Here is a 20032-nt window from a genome sequence, read left to right as displayed (position 1 = left end):
AGTTAAAAATTAAATTAATACGAAAATTCAGATCATCAGGCTTGAAATAAACTGGGGCACTATTCTTTTTTTATTGGCCTGCTCAAAAGCGTAAGCCAGGGTAATCAGTTCGCCTTCGTTGTAGGCCGTCCCCAAAAAAGAGAAACCTATGGGCAGGTTGTGCACCGCCCCCATTGGCACGGTAATATGTGGGTACCCTGCCATAGCTGCCGGTGATGAGAAAGAAAAACCGGTATCATAATCGCCATTGGCCAGATCAATGCAACAGGCCAAGCCGTTAGTTGGCCCGGCAATAGCATCCAGGCGGTTAGCCTTTAAAATCGAATCAATAGCGTTGCGCGATGTGCCGGTTGTTTTTTTCAAAGCTGCCAGGTATTCTTTACTTTTAAGGCCGCCTTTGGTTAAGGCAAGTTCCAATGTTTCCTGTTTAAAAAAAGGCATGGCTTTGGCGGCATTCCGGTTATTAAAATCAACCACCTCTTTTAAACTTTTTACACGAGCCCTGGCTTTGGCCAGGTAGCTATCTACCCCATCTTTAAACTCATATATTAAAACGGTAAACTCCGCTTGCCCCACATTTTTGAGTTGCTTTAACAGCTCAACCTCCACAACGGTGGCACCCTTTCTTTTTAAAACCTCAATAGCATTTTGTATCAGGGCCACTACGGCATCGTTACCTTTTAAAAAGCTTTTCTCGATACCTATACGTTTGCCTTGTAAGCCGTTAACATCCAGGTAAGTGGTGTAGCCGCCCTTGGCTTTGCCCAGGCTGCTTGCCGTTACAGCATCTTCGGCGTCAACACCGGTTAAAGCGCCTAACAGTATGGCAGCGTCTGTTACGGTACGTGCCATTGGCCCGGCGGTATCCTGTGTTTTAGAGATGGGGATAATGCCCGAACGGCTTAGCAAACCCACCGTTGGTTTAATACCCACAATGCTGTTTACCGAGGCGGGCGATACTACCGAACCGTCGGTTTCTGTGCCGATAGCTACCGCGCATAAATTAGCCGCTACGGCACTACCCGAGCCGGAGCTTGATCCGCTGGGGTTTCGGTCAAGTATGTAAGGCATTTTGGTTTGCCCTCCCCTGCTGCTCCAAGCACTTGTTGACCGGTTGGACCTGAAATTGGCCCACTCGCTTAAATTAGTTTTACCCAACAATACAGCCCCCGCTTTGCGCAGTTGCTGAATAATAAAAGCATCTTTAAAAGCATAGTTGCCCTCAAGGGCCAGTGCGCCGGCCGTGGTGGTCATTTTATCGCCGGTATTAATGTTATCTTTAATTAACACCGGTATGCCATGCATAGGGCCGCGTATCTTCCCGGCTTTACGCTCTTGATCCAGTTCATCGGCTATCTGCAATGCTTCGGGGTTCAGCTCAATTACGGCATTAAGGCGGGGGCCCTTTTTATCAATGGCATCAATCCTTTTTAAATACAGCTCGCAAATAGAACGCGATGTATACGCGCCGCTTTTCATTTTTTGCTGCAAGGCATCAATGGTAATTTCATTCAGCACAAAATCGTTGTAAGCAACTGCGGGTTGATGTTCCTGAGGTTTTTCGGGCTTCTTCTCGTCTGCTGGCGCAGGCGTATTGCAAGCGGTATCCCCTACCATCAAAGTAGTGAGCGCTAAGCCCGCTATCGAACCGGTTTTTAAAAAATTCCTTCTTTTCATAACATGGTTAAAAAAGAGGTGTAAGGCTTTGAGCGCCCAGGCTTGAGTATGAAGCCATCAATCAAAATTCCGGGCTTTTATGCCACAGAATTCAAAACTTTAAACTAAGGCCTAAACAACCCGTATTGGCAACCTGGCACCTGCATATTGGTGATTAATTAAAAGTAGCAATTTGAAAATGAATATTTAATTGCTAAGTCAAAAAAAAATCTAATTATCTCCATTGCGTAACTTATTATGGTTCTTTGTGCCCATTATGCCTACTACTAACACCAACCACCCGCAGCTTACGCCCTTAACCTTATGGGTAATTACTATTGCCACCGGGCTTATCGTTGCTAACCTGTATTACAACCAGCCGCTGCTGAGCGAAATTTCTAAAACATTTAACGTTAGCGAAGATAAAGCCGGGCTGATATCCATGCTTACGCAGATGGGGTATGCAGCCGGTATGTTATTTTTGGCCCCCCTGGCCGATAGGATGAAGCGCAAACGTTTAATGATGATTGATTTTGCTTTTATCCTGATCTCGTTAGTGGCAGCCGGTTTTGCGCCCAACATCAACATATTAATTGAAGCCAGTTTTTTTATAGGTGCCTCATCCATGATACCGCAGCTGCTGGTGCCTATGGCGGCTCATTTGGCAACGCCTAATACCCGCGGCAAGGTAGTGGGCCAGGTAATGAGCGGTTTGCTCATTGGCATTCTGTTATCCAGAACGCTGAGCGGCTTTATTGGCGAACATTTTGGCTGGCGTGCCATGTTTTTAATTGCCGCCGCGCTGATGCTGGTGACCTGGATATTCCTGTTTTTACTTTTGCCCGAGGTTGAACCTGAATACAGCGGCAACTACGGCTCGCTGATGCGCTCGATGGTTGATTTGTTTAAAAACGAACCTAAACTGCGGCTGGCCGCCTTTCGCGGCGCCTTTGTATTTGCCTGTTTCGGCGCCTTTTGGACCACTCTTACCTTTTTGCTCAAAGAACCCCAGTTTAATACCGGCAGCCAAACCGCAGGCTTGTTTGGTTTGGTAGGTGTGGCGGGCGCGCTTGGGGCATCGTTAATGGGCCGGGTGAGCGATAAAACCGACCCTTATTATGTTACCACAGCTACCATTGCAGCAGTTATTTTGGCTTACGTGGTATTTTACTTTTCGGGCTCAAGCCTGGTGGGTTTGGTTATCGGGGTTATATTGCTCGATATGGGTGTGCAGGGCACCCATATATCCAACCAAACCACGGTATTGGCGCTGCATCCCGAGGCACGCAACCGCCTTAACACGGTTTACATGGTAACGTATTTTATTGGGGGCGCTATAGGTACCTATCTTGCCAGTCATTTTTGGGCAGCGTACAAATGGCCGGGGGTATGTATTATCGGTTTATTATTATCATGCATTGCTTTGGCTGGGCATTTGCTGTGTAAAAAGATAGCGATGGCTAAGGGTTAAGGGCGCAAACCGCAGGGCTGCACCGGCTTATGTGGATGCTTGGGAGCCTGTGTTTGCCATAGAAGGAGTGCCTAATAAATTATAATATCTCTTGCTAATTTGCCGTTCGGGTAATTCGGCTCGCTTTTTTTAATAAAAAATACCAGGCTTAATCGTATTTTTTTATTGTTAAATTTGTGCTATGGATTACATCAACATACGAGGCTTCAAATCCATTAAAGACGTAAACGTTAAGCTTTTACCCATTAACATTTTAATAGGTGGCAATGGTGCAGGTAAAAGTAATTTCTTGTCTTTCTTTGAGTTTTTAAACCAGGCTTATCATCAAACCTTAAAAACGTATGTAGCTTTAAACGGTGGTATAGAAAAAATGCTTCACCAGGGAGCTAAAACCACAAATGAAATTGCTGTACATATATCTTTCAATAACCAGGCGGATGGATATTCGTTTCGGGCCCAACGCGGCGAAGATTCATTGATATTTACACGGGAAGGTTTGTGGAACAAAGGTGAAGAGTTAAATATTGACGATCATAAATCCGAAGCGCAGATTAAGCTTACCCCTTGGAATAGAGGAGAAATAATTAGAAAACAGCTGGATGGCTTAAAGAAATATCATTTCCATGATACAGGCAAAAATTCGCCGTTCAATAATACCAGCCACATTGGAAACGATAGTTACTACCTGTACGAAAGAGGCGAAAATTTGGCCGCTTTTATGTATGGAATACAAAACCGTTACCCTATAGTTTATAACCGCATCATTAAGACGATTAAAAGCATAGCGCCCTATTTTTCTGACTTTTATTTCCAACCCAATACTGAAGGGTATTTGAAATTACAATGGCGGGATAAATACTCGTCGACAGTTTATGGGGCAAGTGATTTATCCGACGGGACGATTAGGTTTATTGCTTTAACAACACTGTTTATGCAGCCAGCCTTACCTGGCAACATCATTATTGATGAACCGGAGTTGGGGCTTCATCCCTATGCGATAGCGAAACTGTCGGGTATGATTAAAAGCGCGGCTGCAAAAGGCACACAAGTAATTATTGCCACCCAATCGTCCGATCTGGTCAATCATTTTGAGCCGGAGCAGGTGCTTACCGTGGACCAAATAAACGGAGAAAGTAAATTTACAAGGCTAAAAAAAGAAGAATTGGAATTGTGGCTGGACGAGTACGCTGTAGGCGACCTATGGGAAAGAAATGTAATAGAGGGGGGCCAGCCTCAGTGAGAAGAATTATTATAGTTTGTGAAGGGCCAACTGAAAAAGAATTTTGCAAAGATGTTCTTCAAGCTTATTTTAATCCAATTGGAATATTTTTGCATACGCCATTGATAAAAAAGTCGAAAGGTGGCATAGTTCCATGGCAGGCTTTGAAAAGGGAACTTGAGAATCATTTAAAACAGGATCAGGAAGCGATAGTTACAACATTGATTGATTATTATGGGATCCAGCCGAAACATCAGTTTCCTGATTGGGATGGATCATTGGAGATATCAGATAAATACAGTAGAATTACTCATCTGGAAAATTCAATGCTGCAAGCCATTTCGCCCCCCTTGCAGAGCCGTTTTATCCCATATATTCAACTGCATGAATTTGAATGTCTGCTTTTTAATAATATACAAGCGTTTGAGGATAATTTAGGGGCCGATGAATTTAGTGATAAATCGGAACTCATTAACACGCTCAACCAGTTTCCAAACCCCGAATTGATCAACGATACTCCTGATAACGCTCCATCTTATCGTCTCAACAGATTAATTATTGGCTATAACAAAGTAGTTTACGCCGCTATCATCTCTCAGTCAATTGGCCTGCAAAATATCCGGAATAAATGCCCACGGTTTAACAGATGGATACAATTGCTGGAAGCTTAAATTCTATTTCAATACCCAAATGTGTGTCTTGAGTAAGGCAAACGGACACATTCCGCTTCATGTCAGCACTTGTACAACCACCTACGCAACTGCCACCATTTTAATGCCACAGCGCCATGGCGTGTTTCACGTAAATCTGTGTTATACAATCCCCCATTTGTATAAATTTTCCAGGGGCAGGGGACATAGCTTTGTGTTATAAATAATTAAGAAAAACAATCATGTCAAAAGTAATTTTTATAACCGGAGCCTCACGCGGCTTTGGGAAGCTATGGGCCGAGGCCTTTTTGAAACGCGGCGATCACGTAGCTGCAAGCGCCAGAAACCTGGATGACCTGAACGACCTGGTATCGAAGTATGGCAACGCTATTTTACCGGTTCAGTTAGATGTAAACAGCCGCGAGCAGTGCTTTAAAGTGGTTGAAAAAGTGAACGCGCACTTTGGTCGAATTGATGTCCTGATTAATAACGCAGGTTACGGTTTATTTGGCGCTATTGAAGAAACCACAGAGCAACAGGCCCGCGACCAGATGGAAACTAACTTTTTTGGCTTACTGTGGATGACACAGGCTGTATTACCACTGATGAGGGCACAAAAAAGCGGACACATTATTCAGCTATCCAGTTTCCTGGGGCTGGCTACCTTACCGGTGCTTGGGCTTTACAACGCTTCGAAATTTGCGGTTGAGGGTTTAAGCGAAACGTTGTCGCAAGAGGTGAAGGGCTTCGGCATCAACATTACCCTAATTGAGCCTAACGGATTCTCAACCGATTGGTCGGGCGCGTCGGCTATACAAACCGAAGCTACAGATACTTATGCACCTGTTAAACAAGCTTTTTTTGAGGCCGCCACACCCGATAGCTGGGGCAAACCCGAAGCTACTGTTGACGCGGTATTGAAAGTAGTTGACAGCGCCAACCCGCCGCTGCGCCTGCTTTTGGGCAAAATTGCCTACCCGGCATTAAAAGAAACTTACCAGCAAAGGTTGGCCTTATGGGAAGAGTGGAAAGATGTTTCGGCAGATGCCCACGGCCACTAAAAAATAAATGACATTAACCCGATACGGCAAATGGCATTGGTGCTTAAATTAGCACGAATGCCATTTGTTCAATACATTCCTCATGAAGCACTACAAAAACTTAAGCGAATTGCACCGCGACAACGGATTTCCACCACCCGAGCACCCCTTAATCAGCATATACCAGTGTAACCAAACCTGTAGCATTGGCGACAGGGCCTTTACCTCCGATTTTTATATGATTGGCTTCAAGAAGCTTAAATCGGGCGTTATTAAATATGGCCGTACCCGCTATGATCATGATTGCGGCTCCATGATGTTTGTGAAACCAAGGCAGGTAATTGAGATGACGGGGCTTGAAATGGAAGAAAACGGCTTTTTAATTTTTGTGCATGAGGATTTTTTGGCCGGGCACATTCTGCATTCGGAAATTAAGGAATACCACTACTTTGATTACGAAACCAACGAGGCCCTGCACCTTTCGCCAAAGGAAGAGCAGGCCATTTGGGCGCTGTACGATGCCTTATCAACAGAATACCAAAACAACCAGGACGAGTTTAGCCGCGAGCTGATGCTAACCAACATTGGTGCCATGCTAAAATATGCCCAGCGCTTTTATAAGCGGCAATTTATAAACCGCACCAGCCTTTCGGGCAAAACGGTTTCTAAATTTAACGAGGCTCTTGGAGCCTATTTCAGCAAGGGCCTGTTACAAACTAAGGGGCTGCCATCTGTCAACCTGATGGCCGGGCAACTCAATTTATCAGCCCGGTACCTGAGCGACCTGCTGAAACAGGAAACCGGAAAAACGGCCATCGAGCTGATCCATATTTTTTTGATATCTGAAGCCAAAAATTTATTGATTGGGGCCGATCAAAGCGTGGCCGAAATTGCTTACCATTTGGGATTTGAAAACATGTCGTACTTTTCGCGCTTATTTAAGCAGGAAGTTGGCCTTAGCCCGATGCAATTTAAAAAGCAGCGTTTGAATTAGGTATTGCCGTTAAATTATACCAAACACTAATGCACGCCTATGGCGTGTTTGCCCTAATAAGTCGATGAAACGAATATAGGCCGCTTCTATCGGCTGTCAAAACACACGCTACAAGCTTGAGCCCACATTGGGAGTAAATTTAGCCTTACTCCCCAAGCGTTATTGCGCGCATTCAATCCGGCCGACCGGAAAAACAAGGATGACGTTTGAAACCTTGCACACCGGGCCGGATTTGCCCTGTGGTGGAAGGATCAGATCATCAAGCTAATACCCATAAAATAAGTTTAAGCAACATCTGTGCAAAGGTTTCAAAAAGCTCAAAGGTCGCTGTTCAAGTCATGTCGATGATTGACACCGACAAGATAATTTGCTATCTTAAAATGGTTTTAGCTAAAGGTCATCATACAACCTTTACCGGTGGTATTAAATTTTTAGTTATGCGTGAATGGCAAAAATAAATTTCCCCGTTCTCGGAGATGATAAGATCGGTTTGCGGTATAGACCATCCATGTCAACTTCGTTGGGGTGAATACTTCGTTGTCGACGAAACAAAATATTTAACTCTGCGGTAATTTACAACCCTTGTTAAAAGCGATACTTTGCAAAAGTGGATTATCGTTTTAACTATTAAGTTTTTCCTCCAATTAACACCAGGATAATCGGGTTAGATATAGTTCGAGCTTTTAATCAGCATGATGACCATTAGTGAATAAAAAAGTTGGGGCCGAATATGCTGCCGTGTTTTCAGTTAAGATTCTTCAAAGTTTTGGCCGAAACCTAAAATTTGTTTTGATATAGCCGATTTGAAAAATTAATATTGGGTTAATATTGAAAATGGCCCTTTGCAATTACTTTTGTTAAAATTTTGCGGGTTAGTTATGTCAAGAGCAATTCAGAATTTGCCAGATAAAGTATTATTAGCTAAGCACCGCAACGGGGAAAGAGGCGCATTTGATATTTTATTTAAGAGGTATTATCAATCACTATTTAATTACGCTTATAAGATTTTAGGGAATTTTGAAATTGCCGAGGAGCTAACAATGGATGTGTTGTTAAGGCTTTGGCAAAAGCAAAATGAAATCATATTAGAGGGTGACATACAACCGTACCTTAAACGTTCTGTTAAGAATGCAATATTCAATCATCACCGCAAAAAAATACTTGATACAATAACGATAGACGAATTTATACCTCAAATTATTCAGGCCCCCGGCGCCGCTGATGATACGCTTAAACACGACGACCTTCAAAAACTATATTTGAAAAAGCTGAGTGAACTAAGCCCCCAACGCCAGAAAGTTTTCAGAATGAGCAGAGAAGAAAACATGACCTATGCTCAAATTGCAAAAAAACTCGATCTTTCAGTAAACACAGTCGAAAATTATATGGTGGCTTCGCTTAACTTTTTTCGCAAGCATCTCAAGGAATATGCTGACCATATTGTCATTCTGATTATTGCATTGTTGTTTCCCTAACATCCCAGATAATTAGCCTTTAACATTTCATCTTTTAAGACTTGGAACTGCAAATTCGCTTTTGTGGCCTCGTTTGGTTTGTGCATTTATCTAAAATAGTTGGCACCTAAACCGCGCATTGTTTCTCCCCAAATTATTTTTTAAATTTTTTTTATTCAGGCGTAGGTGGTGCTTAACTAAAATGGTGTTTTTATGATGGAAGCACTATGATAATGGACTCAGAAAACAGCAATAAAATACTGATCAGGAAATACCTCAATCAACAATGCACTCCGCAGGAAATGGAGAAAGTTAAAAAATTGATGGGGCTTCCAAATGTACAAGAGCTGTTTGATGAGGTATTGGAAGAGAGTTGGACGGGCCTCACTCCCGAAGATCATACCGATCAGAGCCATCTCGATCAGCAATTGCGTAAATTCCATAAAAAAGCGGGTACTACTCAAATTTCAGATCATCAAGTGGAAACCCAATTACCTGTTGTAATCTGGTTACGCAAAAACCGCAGATTTCTTTCACATGCTGCAGTATGGCTTGTATTGACGATGAGTTGTATCGGTTACGGCATTATACGATACCGAAAAAGCCAGTTGATGGTTATGCGTGAGATGGCTAATCCGTACGGACAACGATCTGAAATTATTTTACCCGATAAATCTGAAGTCTTTTTAGGTGCAGGCAGTAAGCTTACCGTTCCGGAAAAATTTACTGGTGATTTACGGGAAGTCAAACTGGAGGGAGAGGCATTTTTCCAGGTAACTAAAAATCCGCTTAAGCCATTTGTTATTCACACCGGCACTGTACAAACCAGGGTGTTGGGCACATCATTCAAGATAGAGGCATTTAACAACAAACCGCTTGTAGTAGCCGTAGCAACGGGAAAGGTTAGGGTTGACCGTTATTGGGGCCACAACCATCAATCGCTTGCTATCCTTACGCCGGGGCAAACAGTAACTTATAACGAGGGAAAAAGCATATTAGGCACTATTGCAATTTATGATGTACTGTCATGGAAAGACGGCAGACAGGTGTTTAAAAACCGGCCGTTAAAAGATATAACAGATGTGCTTGAACGGTGGTATAATGTTAAGTTTCAATATCTAAACGTCAAAAAATCCACCGACCGTATCAGTATAGTCTTGCAATCAAAATCGCCCTTATTGGATGTAATGGATGTATTAAGCGCTACCGGTCACTTTAAGTATGTGATAAAGGGAAAAAAAGTCACTATTAATTAACCGCTTATTTCAGAAAGGATTGAGTATGTACTAACTATTACAAATAACATTCCCCACCAAAGGCGGGGAACGCATTTTACAAATAAACCGTGTGAATTTCCACGTCCTCCCGGTTTACAGCAAGCCGTATCCTGATGGATACGGGATTTAACAGATTATCGCCTTGCGGCGACTAACCCGTAATGTTCAAAAATATGCAAAAAGGATCAAAACGATATCCTTCAATACCATTTATTATGAAATGTTCTTTTATTGTTATCTCGGTACAGCTTATTTTCATGAGTATGCTGCTCGCCAGTAATGTAAAGAGCCAAAATCTTGATCAAAAAATAAACCTCCGGCTTCAAAACGTTTCTGTTGCCCAGGGCCTGTCAATAATTGGTGAACAAAGTAATACCCTGTTCTCATTCAGAGAACAATCTCTTCAGGATAATCTTAAAAAAGTAACACTGCTTGCCGACGGCATTACGGTTAAACAAGCTATTGAGCAATTGCTAAGTAACACAAATTTAGACTACAAAATAGTAAAAGGCTATATAGTTGTTGACATTAAAGCCGTGCCATTAAACATTACCGGTATTGTAGTTGATGAAAATAGTAAAGAGACCTTAATTGGTGTAAGTATTAGGCTTAAAAACGGCCTGTTAGCAACCTTGACCGATGTTAATGGACGTTTCCGCATTAAAGTTCCTGAGGAAGGTGCGGTACTTGTGGTTTCTTATATCGGGTATCAAACCAAAGAAATCAAAATAGATGCGGCCCATAAAGAACTGTCTATTAATCTAAAAAGATCTTCAACCCAACTGAGCGAGGTAACCGTACAGGCACGGAAGAGGGTTAATACTGAAGTAGCAGTTTTAGAAGAGCGTAAAAATGCCGCTATCATTCAGGACGGTATATCAGCCCAGCAGATCGAAAGAACAGGAAGTATAACCACTACCCAGGCTTTGCAAAAAGTGACCGGGGTAACCGTTACAGACGATAGGTACGTGGCCATTAGAGGATTGGGAGACAGGAGTGTGATCGGCGAATTGAACGGTGCGCGCCTGTCGTCGTCAGATCCCGACCGGAGCGCCATTCCTTTAGATCTTGTTCCGGCCGCCTTACTCGAAAACATCACGATCTACAAAACCGTAACGCCCGATAAACCGGCGGACGCATCAGCAGGTATTATCGAATTAAAAACCAAATCGGTGCCCGATGCTGAGATATTTGAAGTAACGGCCCAGTCTGGATTGAATTCCAATATTGGCATCAACGGCAATTATCATAGTTTTACGAATAGTGATATGGGCCCCTTTGGTACCAGGATCAATAATAAAAACCTGAGTAATGATTTTAAAGCGCTGGCTACTCAATATCCCGGTGGGGTAGATCAGATACAGGGCGTGATTGCTAACAGTAATCATACTAACGGGGGCAACCAGGAAGTGGCACGCATCAACACCATAATGCAAGGCTTTGATCCGGTGCTTACAACCCACCAAATTGCCGCGCCACTAAACCAGTTATATACCATAAGCTACGGTAATAGTTATAATGTTTTCAAAAAGCATACATTGGGGGTTATACTGGCAGGCAACTACTATAGTCGCACCACCGAGATCAGTAATGGCGATTTAACCCAGTATAGTATTTACCAGGGTGTAATTACCGGCAATCCGGATGTTTACAGTCCGCGTAACATACCCAATTACATTACCCCCAATAATTTAAACCTGGGTAAATACCAAACCTACAAAGAAAATACAGGTGTACAGACCCTTAATTATGGTGTACTGGGCGGGCTTACTTACCGTTTCTCTCCAAGGCACGAAATCAGTATGCAATATTTAGGCAGCTGGGGGGGCGAAACCGAAGCAACAAGTTTGAATGGAAGTTATGATTATGCCGCTTTGCCAGGTACAGTTGGTAGTACAGTATATTCATTAAAACAAACTTACCGTACTTTAAACACATTCGACTTGCAGGGCGAGCATAAATTTTTTAATGGTGAGTATTCTCCACGATTAAGTTACAATGCGTCAACCTCGAAGTCAACACAAAATAACCCCGATTATCGGTTCGTAAATTTAATTGATTATATGCCGCGTGCAGGCGGCATCGTTAATTCTGTTTATACGGCGCATTTATATGCCCTGGCCTCTGGGTATGTAAACGGATTTGGAGCCTTTGGTACAATTCAGGCCGATCCGAATGGCAGGCGCTGGCGTACCCTGGACGAAACCAACTATAATTATAAGGCCGATCTGTCCATACCGTTTAAGTTATTAGGCCTTCACCAGGAGTTTAAAACAGGGGTAAATTATCTTTTCAGGAAGCGCGATTACTCCGAGAATGTTTTATTTCTGCCTGGCTCCAATTATACTCCGGGTGCACAATCCCCGCTTTATTATACAGAGGGTAATCTTGACCGTTTAGTGAGCAACGACATTATCGGCACTAAACCCATACCCGCCGGCCAGAGCGAGGGTGCGGCACCCATACCGGGGTTTTTATATAACAGCCAAAAATCACCCAATAACTACAAAGGTTACTACGAAACGAACGCCCTTTATGCCATGTTGGATTTCAAAGTGACAAAAAAATTGCGTTTAAGCGGCGGTGTACGTTTTGAAGTAACCAATATCGGTTCATCGGTAGATACATCGGGCGTATTTATCGATCCTAAGGTTACCAATTTGCCGCCGGTATTTATTAACCCTAATGCCAATTATAAAACCCAATATGACCCGTATTACTCGGCTAATGCTACGTATACCCTAAACGGGGATATGAACTTCAGAGCAGCCTTCAATACCACGCTGGCCAGGCCCGAATTACGGGAGCTAACCAATGTTTTTGAGTTTGATGCCTTCCAGGGAGGTTTGGTAGTGGGTAACCCTAAGCTGGTAAATCAATCTGGCAAGAGTTTAGATTTTCGCTGGGAATGGTTTCCTGATAAAGGAGAAGTGTTTGCTGTATCTGTATTCGGCAAACAAATAAAAAACCAGCTGATCAAAGTATTTAATCTTAAAACCAATGGCCTCGCTGCAACTTACCCCGAGTTCCCGACCATACAGTTTCAAAATGACCCTAATACCGGCAAGGTATACGGTATCGAGTTAGAGGTAGTGAAAAACCTGGGGAACCTATGGGACCGGTTGCACAATATTTTCCTCGGTTCTAACTTATTGCTGGCGCAAAGCGATATCAAAAAATCGACCGAACGCTATGAAGCCAACCGCTCCCTCGATCGTTATACACCTAAAAACAGCCCCTTATTTGAGCAGGCCCCTTACTCCATCAACGCTTGGATAAATTACAATAACACCCGCTCAGGCACAGATCTTACAGTTACTTTTAATGAGATCGGTGAGCGTTTGGTGCAAATTAACTTAACCGGCGAACCCGATCTTTATACCCAGCCTGTACCTGTGCTTGATTTTATTTTCAGCCAGCGGCTTACCAAGCGCTTGCTGTTTAAAGGATACACTAAAAACATTCTAAACCCTGCTGTTAAAACGGTATATGCCGACCCCAACACCGGAGGCAAATGGTACGGCAACGAATACATTAACCGTAGTTACCATAAAGGCAGTGAAATAATGTTTGGTTTCACTTATAAACTCTATTAACGATGAATAAATTATTATCAGGTTACCAGCAAATAACCTATATTTTATTTTTTAGCCTGGCTATAATCATAGGTTTTGCCGGCTGTAAAAAAATAGCCCCCGATGTAGTAAAGGATAACCGCCTTGTTAAAGGCAGCCACCCGGCATCATCTTCCCGGATTGTTAATTTTTGGCTATATAGCCAGGTAAATGCCAACGGCGTGCAATTAACCGATTCGAGTTATTTGAGTAGCGATGTTAAATACACGGGCAAAGAATATTTTCCAAACAAGTTCGGGGTCGAAAACATCTGGCCTATCCCGCTGGATCTTCTTAAAGCTGATGGCACCATAGATCTGAAATTTGGATTCACCAAAGATCTGACGTCGCCTTACGTGGGTACCGTCGTTCCCCCTGCATTTTCGGTTAAGCCGGATGCTGCCAAGCCAATGGATTATTATCTGTTCGCTGCCGGTACTCGTTTTATTAGCGGTCAGCCGCCGCTCTACGCAGCCGTAGAACGATCCATAGTACCACCTTCAAAGCCCGGTTATTTTAAAGTAAGGATAGCCAATTTTTGCGAATCTATCCAAACATCACCGGCGCCGCTTGCATCGGCGCTTAAGGCAGGTGCAGTGCAGGAAGACCTGACCGGACCTATAACGCTCACTTATGCGGATGGCACTCCTGTTTCGCCTGCTACCACTAACATTACAACAACGCAAAGAACATCCGACTATATTGAACTCCCTTACGGTACCTATCAGTTTAGAATGCTTACGCCGAACGGAAGGCAGATACCGGGAGCAGGTACTTCCCTGGTAATCCATCCGCCTACGTCCGCTGTTGATGTGGGCAAAGCCCCGGCAAATACCACCACCAATTTGGTTTACGCGCCTATCAGAACTTACCAGCCAGGCGGTGTATACAGCCTTGTTGTTACGCCATACAATTTCAATTATTTATCAGATGCAACCAGTGTTTCGGCAGGTCTCTATCAAAACGCTTATCATGTAATTACCGATGTGAACGAGGAGCCCAATAACAGCTATTGCCGTTTACAAGGGGTGAATGCTCTATCAGGTAATGGTGCCGTTAGTTTCCGTTTAAACGGAAAAGAACTGGCAAGCCAGATAGCTTTCGGCCTGGCATCGCCTTACGGGGTTTACACAACCGGCGATTATAAGATTGAAGCCTTAAACGCATCGGGGCAGGTATTGGCCGCAGTTACCCAACCGCTTAGGGCTGCGCAAAACTATACGGCCTGGTTATATGGTGATACCAAAGGCAACGCTCAAATTTTACTGGTGCTTAACGATTTTACTGGTGATTTTCCGTTCAGCAAACGTTTTTATAATTTTTCGCCCGATGAACCCTATTTCACCTTTACACTTGCAAACGGGCAAATTTACAATGGTAGCGCTAATAACCTCACGCTGGGCACGGCAGGTTCGGCTATTAGCGGTTCGTACCTTCCTGATAACCCTGCCTATCAAATTTTTCCTTACCGTTCTACCCCTAATGCAGTTCCCGGAACCTGGGCTATGGACATTGCGGTGCTGAATAGCAGCAGCTTTGTAGCCAACAGTGCATTATACACAACACCCGGACGGTTGGTACCTAACAGCGAACCCGGATTTTACAGTGTTGCCCTTATCGGGCGGCTGGGTAATGCGGTGCCCGCAGATAAAGAAAGAATAATCGTAGTAAAACATAACCAATAATGAGCAGAAAAAACATTAACTATGGTGCCTGGCTTGTAGCTTTTAGCATCATGATAGCCATTGCGAGCTGTAAAAAGGTAGAGTACACTACCATCAACAATCCGGCGTATGTGCGGGTTTTTAACGATCTGAACTATACGCAAAATTATGCCGATAAGCTCGCTAAATACCCGGACCTCTGCATGATCATCAACCCGGTACTGGCCTCGGACGGTACACCAACCGGCGGTGATGTTATAGCCGATTTTTTGGATAAGCGGGCGCCTTATGCGCCGCCTTATCCATCGCATTCAGGTAACAGTACATCGTTGCAGAATCCCGAATATCCGAGTAAGGCCAATGTGCTGGTAGGGCCGATACTGAACGGGTTCGACCTGAGCAGCTGGGCTCAAATGCCATCGGGTAAATTAAGGTTCATGTTTTTTTATCGCCCGTACAACGAGATCCCTTTTTTCCAATTGGATAGGCAATTGCAACAAGATGTGTTGTTAGACACTACCCTTAATCTGGATGCTCAGGAAGTTTATACGCTCCATGTGTTGCAGAGGGATTATGTTACTAAAAAGAAGGGGGTTATTCTTAGAAAGGAAACATTTCAAAAGCTGCCCCTTGCCGATACGCTGGCTTACGTCAATTTTTATAATTATAGTTCCAAGGGTTATTGGCAGGCTGATGAAAGCCAGAAACCCACTGGTGGAGCTAATCTGCTTCGCTCATTTAAATCGGGCGTTAAAGATGAAATGAATATTTACATGAGCATTTATAACGGGCAGGTAACACCAGTTAACCCAACAAATTCTCCGGTAATTACGAATTACGACCGTAAATATATCGGCCGGTTGATACGGGATGCCGATGGCAGCCAGGTAAACCCTTATGTTAGTTTCCCCATATGGGTAGCGCCTAAAGCCGATAGTATTAAAACGGATATTTGGCAGCGTTTTGATTTTCTGGCCCCGGGTTTAGATATCATGAATACCCCTTACAGAACTGTCGGTACTAACGTCAATTATTCCACATATGGTAATTATGCAGCAGTGAACTGTTTACTAAACGGAACCTTAACAACTACCACGTTAACGGCTAATACTTATTTCCAGAACGCCACCATGGTACCAAATATGTTGGTCAACATAGCATCGGGCACTCTAAAATCAAAAACCTTTGCTACTATAAATACCATCGAAGTTATCAATAGCAATGTTTACCTCATGACGGTACAACGCAAATACCCGGCACCAACCTTTTAAGCGTAAAAAAAATTTAAAGCATTAAAACATGAAAATAAAACAAACAGTCGAACAATACACAGCGTATTTAGCGATCGTATTTTGCATGCTGCTTGCAGCCTGTAAACACGATAACTATAATATAAGTACACCCAACGACAACATACGGCCGGCAGCCGACTTTTTAAGAAATAATTTTGATTACAGCCTGTTTTATGCCGCCATTGATTATACCGGCCTTACCGAAACATTAAATGGCCCCGGGCCATTCACTGTACTGGCGCCTACCAACGCGGCATTCAATGCATTGGGTATTCAATTTCCAAGCGATTTTAAAAAGCTTAACCGCGATAGTTTGCGCCAGGCTATGGCTTACCATATTATTACCCGCGATTTAACAACAGCCAATATGCCGGTAAACGGGGTAGATGTACGCTATCAAACGCTTGCCGGCCCTAAATTGTACGAAACTTCTGCCAACCTGGGCCTAACAGGTACAGTGTATAATAAATATTATTTTGACGGCTGCCTTGCAAGCAGCACAAATATCCATTTAGCCAACGGTACTTTACATGCCCTTAGTAAAGTAATAAAACAATACCCGGGCAAAACCGTACAGGCCTGGCTGGCTGCCCGCCCCAATTACAGCATATTTGTATCCGGACTAAAAAAATTCGGCCTTTGGGATGAATTGGCAACTACAGGGCCCTTTACTATTTATGCACCCAATAATACAGTACTTATAGCTGCCGGCATAACCCAGGCCGCCGTTGACGCGTTGGACCCAACCAAATACAACGGACCGAGACTTTTTGGCGCCTATATTTTGTATAACAAATTTTATTTTTCTACCGACGTTAGCGAATTTGTAAGCATCAATAGTGACCTGTCCACTACATTCACCGTTAGGAATGACGATAGTATTTTTAAAATTGAGACCAATTATTTAACTCTATCTAATACAGCCGGTGGATGGTCCTACAAATTAAACCTCTATTCGTTTCCTGTTATAAATATGGATCATCTTTGCGACAATGGCATTGTGCATAATTGCGATGGTGCATTTGCGCGCCCTGCAGACGCCTTAAAACAATAATTTTTAGGAAATAACAAAGACAAATAAATATGAAAAACTTTAAATTATATATGATAGCTTGTTTGCTGGCCGTATTAGGTTTAGCAGGCTGCCAGAAACAGGAGTTTACACCGCCGCCCATAGGCGAAAAGGTACCTTACCAGGATACGTTGAACACAACCTGGCGGCAGGCACTGGCGCAATCTGATGCCAAACTGTTTTACCAGGCATGGCAACGCAGCCATATGGACTCGCTGATCAGAACGTTGAACACTACTGGGCAAGCTAAATTTACCGTACTGGCCCTAAGCGATGCCGCTTTACAGGCCGGTGGCTACGATGCGGCTAAAATACAGAGCATGCCCGTGCGGGACCTGGATACGTTGCTTACCTATTATACGCTGCGCGAAAGAATTACGCCGGCTACCTTGGCAGCAACGAACGAGAATTATATTGCTTACAGCCTTTTAACACGCGCGCCATTAAAGGTAACCTCAACTACCACGCTCAATACTGGCGCCACTTTTGTCCCTTATGTTTATAAGCAGTATCTGCAATTAAAAAATGGTAAAACATATGTAAACGGTAAAGTGGCTGGCAGCGGCAAATCAGCAACGGCAAAAGATGGGTGCATCTTTTTTTTGGATAACATGGTTTTTAAACCCACTAAAAATATACTCCAGATCATTCAAACCGATCCGCGGTTTAGCATGTTCCTGGCTATTTTAACCTATTCAGATCAATTGGCAAACGATACCATAACAAAAGTTGGCAGAGTGATGAATAACAGAGCCGTGCCGTTTGATAAAGAATTTAGCTGGACACCTAAATCCACCCAAAACTACGTTTACTTTACTACCGCCTTTTTACCTACCAACGACGCGTTTATAGCAGCAGGTTTTAACACACTTGATGATCTGAAAAAATTTGCCAGGCGCGGGAAGCCAACCATTGTAACAGGCACCGGAAATAACAAGACATTATACGGCTTTTATGCTATTGATTCTTTACTAACTTATCACTGTTATTGGGGAATGCGTTTATATAATACTGGCGCGATTTTTCCAGGTTCGCCTTATACCAGTGTTTATGGTGATTATAATGCTCCGGTTATGTACAGCAATATACTGGATAACAGCATAGTGCAAAACTATGTTATAATTAACAGCTTGGCTTATCCGCCGGCTACGGGCCCTAATTATACATACTACGTACCTTTTGATTTTTCGCGCAATGCCAGTGGTAATATACAGATGAGGGTAAAAGGCTCTGAAGCTACCCCCGCCACCATAACCGAGGCCGACATTTATACCCTGATGGGCCCCATCCACGCGGTGGACCATTTGCTTATTCCGAAAGGTTTTAAAATACGTTAAAAATGAGAACAGAAAAAAAATACTTCTTTACCCTTAATTTAAGATCTGCCTTTTTGTATATCCTAAGCTCATTGGTGTTGGCATCATGTACAAAAAGCGGTACTACAATTAAGGTGGATAACAATAGGATAACCTATGTATTGTTAGATAATTTTAATTTATCAATATTCAATACGGCACTCAAGCGGTCAGGGGGCGATATCCTGTTAAAGCAGGATGGCCCGTTCACCGTATTAGCGCCAACAAACGCGGCAGCAAACTCCAGTATTTTAACAGGTGATGTTACCACTGTTACACGTTATTCCTATTACCATATCTTAGACGGTGCACTTGACATTAATAAGCTTCCGTTAAAATTTAATCAGGATGTAAGTTCGCGCGGTAACAAGTTTTTGGTCACCCGCTGGATTAAGGGGGTGGACACGGTAGTAACGTTCAATGGGGTAAGGGTAATATCCAAAAACGTGAAGGCTTCCAATGGCTTGATCAATGTTTTAGCTAAAGTGCTTATACCTTACAATTATTCTACCTTAGGTGACGCACTTGCCGACGACCAGACTATGACCCTTTTTTATCAGGCAGTTGTTTCTGCAGGCATGCTCCCAACTATAAACGGCACAAGTAACTACACCATTTTTGCGCCAAATAACGCCGCAATGATCAATGCAGGATACACTACTCTGGATCAGATAAGTAAAACGGCCCCGGCAGTGTTACAACGATTGGTTAAAGCCCACATTGCAACCGACAGGCATTTTGTTTACGATTACATTTTGATTGCCGATGCTACAAATATTACCTCACAAACCATGCTTGACGGTACCGTTAATACGATTACATTGAAGCAAAATTCAACTGTAGCGGGGGGATATAGCGGTATCTGGATAAGAGGAAATTTAAACGGGGGGAATATAGAGATTGATAAAAGCGATATTATAGCCGGTAACGGTATATTGCATAGCATTCAGGAAACTTTAAAAAATTGATGGTAAGCAGCCATTGGTATTCAAGGGTGTTTATTAACACTCTTGAATAAATTTAAACAGAACGTACAATTATATGTCAGTATGCGCGATAAGCCCTTGCTCCGGGCCCGAATGTAAAACCTGACCTCATTCTTACATGGCTAACCGGTGTTAACGGCAGGCAGGCAAGGCACAGTTCGGACTTGTAATTAGCCATTAAATGGCCACCACACAATATCCTATATGGGACTTTAATTCAAAAAAAATTAAGCCCTAAGATTAAGCTCTGCGGGCTTTTCTGTAGTAAAATTTGTTAGTTTTATATTA

General features: G+C 43.1%; 15 protein-coding genes. 14 read left to right on the top strand and 1 reads right to left on the bottom strand.

Annotated elements, in window-relative coordinates:
• Positions 1-27 precede the first annotated feature (27 nt).
• A complete protein-coding gene (locus tag MUCPA_RS27340; RefSeq protein WP_008510889.1) occupies positions 28-1677 on the bottom strand; it encodes an amidase in 1650 nt (549 codons plus the stop codon).
• Between the two features lie 223 nt (positions 1678-1900).
• On the opposite strand from MUCPA_RS27340, the gene MUCPA_RS27335 reads away from it, so the two are divergent.
• The 14 genes from MUCPA_RS27335 to MUCPA_RS27270 all read left to right on the top strand — a co-directional run bounded on the left by MUCPA_RS27335 (position 1901) and on the right by MUCPA_RS27270 (position 19726).
• Complete coding sequence (locus MUCPA_RS27335) at positions 1901-3127, top strand: MFS transporter (protein WP_008510887.1); 1227 nt, start codon at positions 1901-1903, stop codon at positions 3125-3127.
• A gap of 181 nt (positions 3128-3308) precedes the next feature.
• Positions 3309-4367 carry an AAA family ATPase gene (locus tag MUCPA_RS27330; protein ID WP_008510886.1) on the top strand — a complete coding sequence of 353 codons (1059 nt, stop codon included), beginning with the start codon at positions 3309-3311 and terminating at the stop codon, positions 4365-4367.
• Positions 4328-5017 (top strand): DUF4276 family protein, encoded by a 690-nt coding sequence (locus MUCPA_RS27325; protein WP_008510884.1) that lies wholly within the window; start codon positions 4328-4330, stop codon positions 5015-5017. Before MUCPA_RS27330 ends, MUCPA_RS27325 begins: the two co-directional genes overlap by 40 nt.
• Before the next feature lie 221 nt (positions 5018-5238).
• Positions 5239-6057, top strand: a complete 819-nt coding sequence (locus MUCPA_RS27320) for an SDR family NAD(P)-dependent oxidoreductase (RefSeq protein WP_008510882.1) — start codon at positions 5239-5241, stop codon at positions 6055-6057.
• An 82-nt stretch (positions 6058-6139) separates the two neighbouring features.
• Positions 6140-7030, top strand: a complete 891-nt coding sequence (locus MUCPA_RS27315; protein WP_008510880.1) for a helix-turn-helix domain-containing protein — start codon at positions 6140-6142, stop codon at positions 7028-7030.
• A gap of 242 nt (positions 7031-7272) precedes the next feature.
• Complete coding sequence (locus MUCPA_RS27310; protein WP_169316209.1) at positions 7273-7488, top strand: hypothetical protein; 216 nt, start codon at positions 7273-7275, stop codon at positions 7486-7488.
• Between the two features lie 384 nt (positions 7489-7872).
• On the top strand, positions 7873-8505 hold the full coding sequence (locus MUCPA_RS27305; RefSeq protein ID WP_233276803.1) for an RNA polymerase sigma factor: 633 nt from the start codon (positions 7873-7875) through the stop codon (positions 8503-8505).
• 212 nt (positions 8506-8717) lie between these two features.
• Positions 8718-9740 carry a FecR family protein gene (locus tag MUCPA_RS36450; protein WP_008510876.1) on the top strand — a complete coding sequence of 341 codons (1023 nt, stop codon included), beginning with the start codon at positions 8718-8720 and terminating at the stop codon, positions 9738-9740.
• A gap of 236 nt (positions 9741-9976) precedes the next feature.
• Positions 9977-13357, top strand: a complete 3381-nt coding sequence (locus MUCPA_RS27295; RefSeq protein ID WP_008510875.1) for a TonB-dependent receptor — start codon at positions 9977-9979, stop codon at positions 13355-13357.
• Between the two features lie 2 nt (positions 13358-13359).
• Positions 13360-15060: a DUF4397 domain-containing protein gene (locus MUCPA_RS27290; protein ID WP_008510873.1), complete on the top strand. Its 1701-nt coding sequence runs from the start codon at positions 13360-13362 to the stop codon at positions 15058-15060.
• Positions 15060-16310: a hypothetical protein gene (locus tag MUCPA_RS27285; RefSeq protein ID WP_008510872.1), complete on the top strand. Its 1251-nt coding sequence runs from the start codon at positions 15060-15062 to the stop codon at positions 16308-16310. The genes MUCPA_RS27290 and MUCPA_RS27285 overlap by 1 nt, the downstream gene beginning before the upstream one ends.
• A gap of 28 nt (positions 16311-16338) precedes the next feature.
• The gene (locus MUCPA_RS27280; protein ID WP_008510869.1) at positions 16339-17385 is read left to right on the top strand and encodes a fasciclin domain-containing protein; all 1047 of its coding nucleotides are present in this window, start codon (positions 16339-16341) and stop codon (positions 17383-17385) included.
• Positions 17386-17414: 29 nt separating this feature from the next.
• Positions 17415-18740: a hypothetical protein gene (locus tag MUCPA_RS27275; protein ID WP_008510866.1), complete on the top strand. Its 1326-nt coding sequence runs from the start codon at positions 17415-17417 to the stop codon at positions 18738-18740.
• Positions 18741-18742: 2 nt separating this feature from the next.
• A complete protein-coding gene (locus tag MUCPA_RS27270; RefSeq protein ID WP_008510864.1) occupies positions 18743-19726 on the top strand; it encodes a fasciclin domain-containing protein in 984 nt (327 codons plus the stop codon).
• Positions 19727-20032 lie beyond the last annotated feature (306 nt).

The organism is Mucilaginibacter paludis DSM 18603 (assembly GCF_000166195.2).
Taxonomy (GTDB): domain Bacteria; phylum Bacteroidota; class Bacteroidia; order Sphingobacteriales; family Sphingobacteriaceae; genus Mucilaginibacter; species Mucilaginibacter paludis.
Note: the sequence above shows the minus strand (reverse complement) of the source record. Positions and strands in the feature narration are given on the sequence as shown.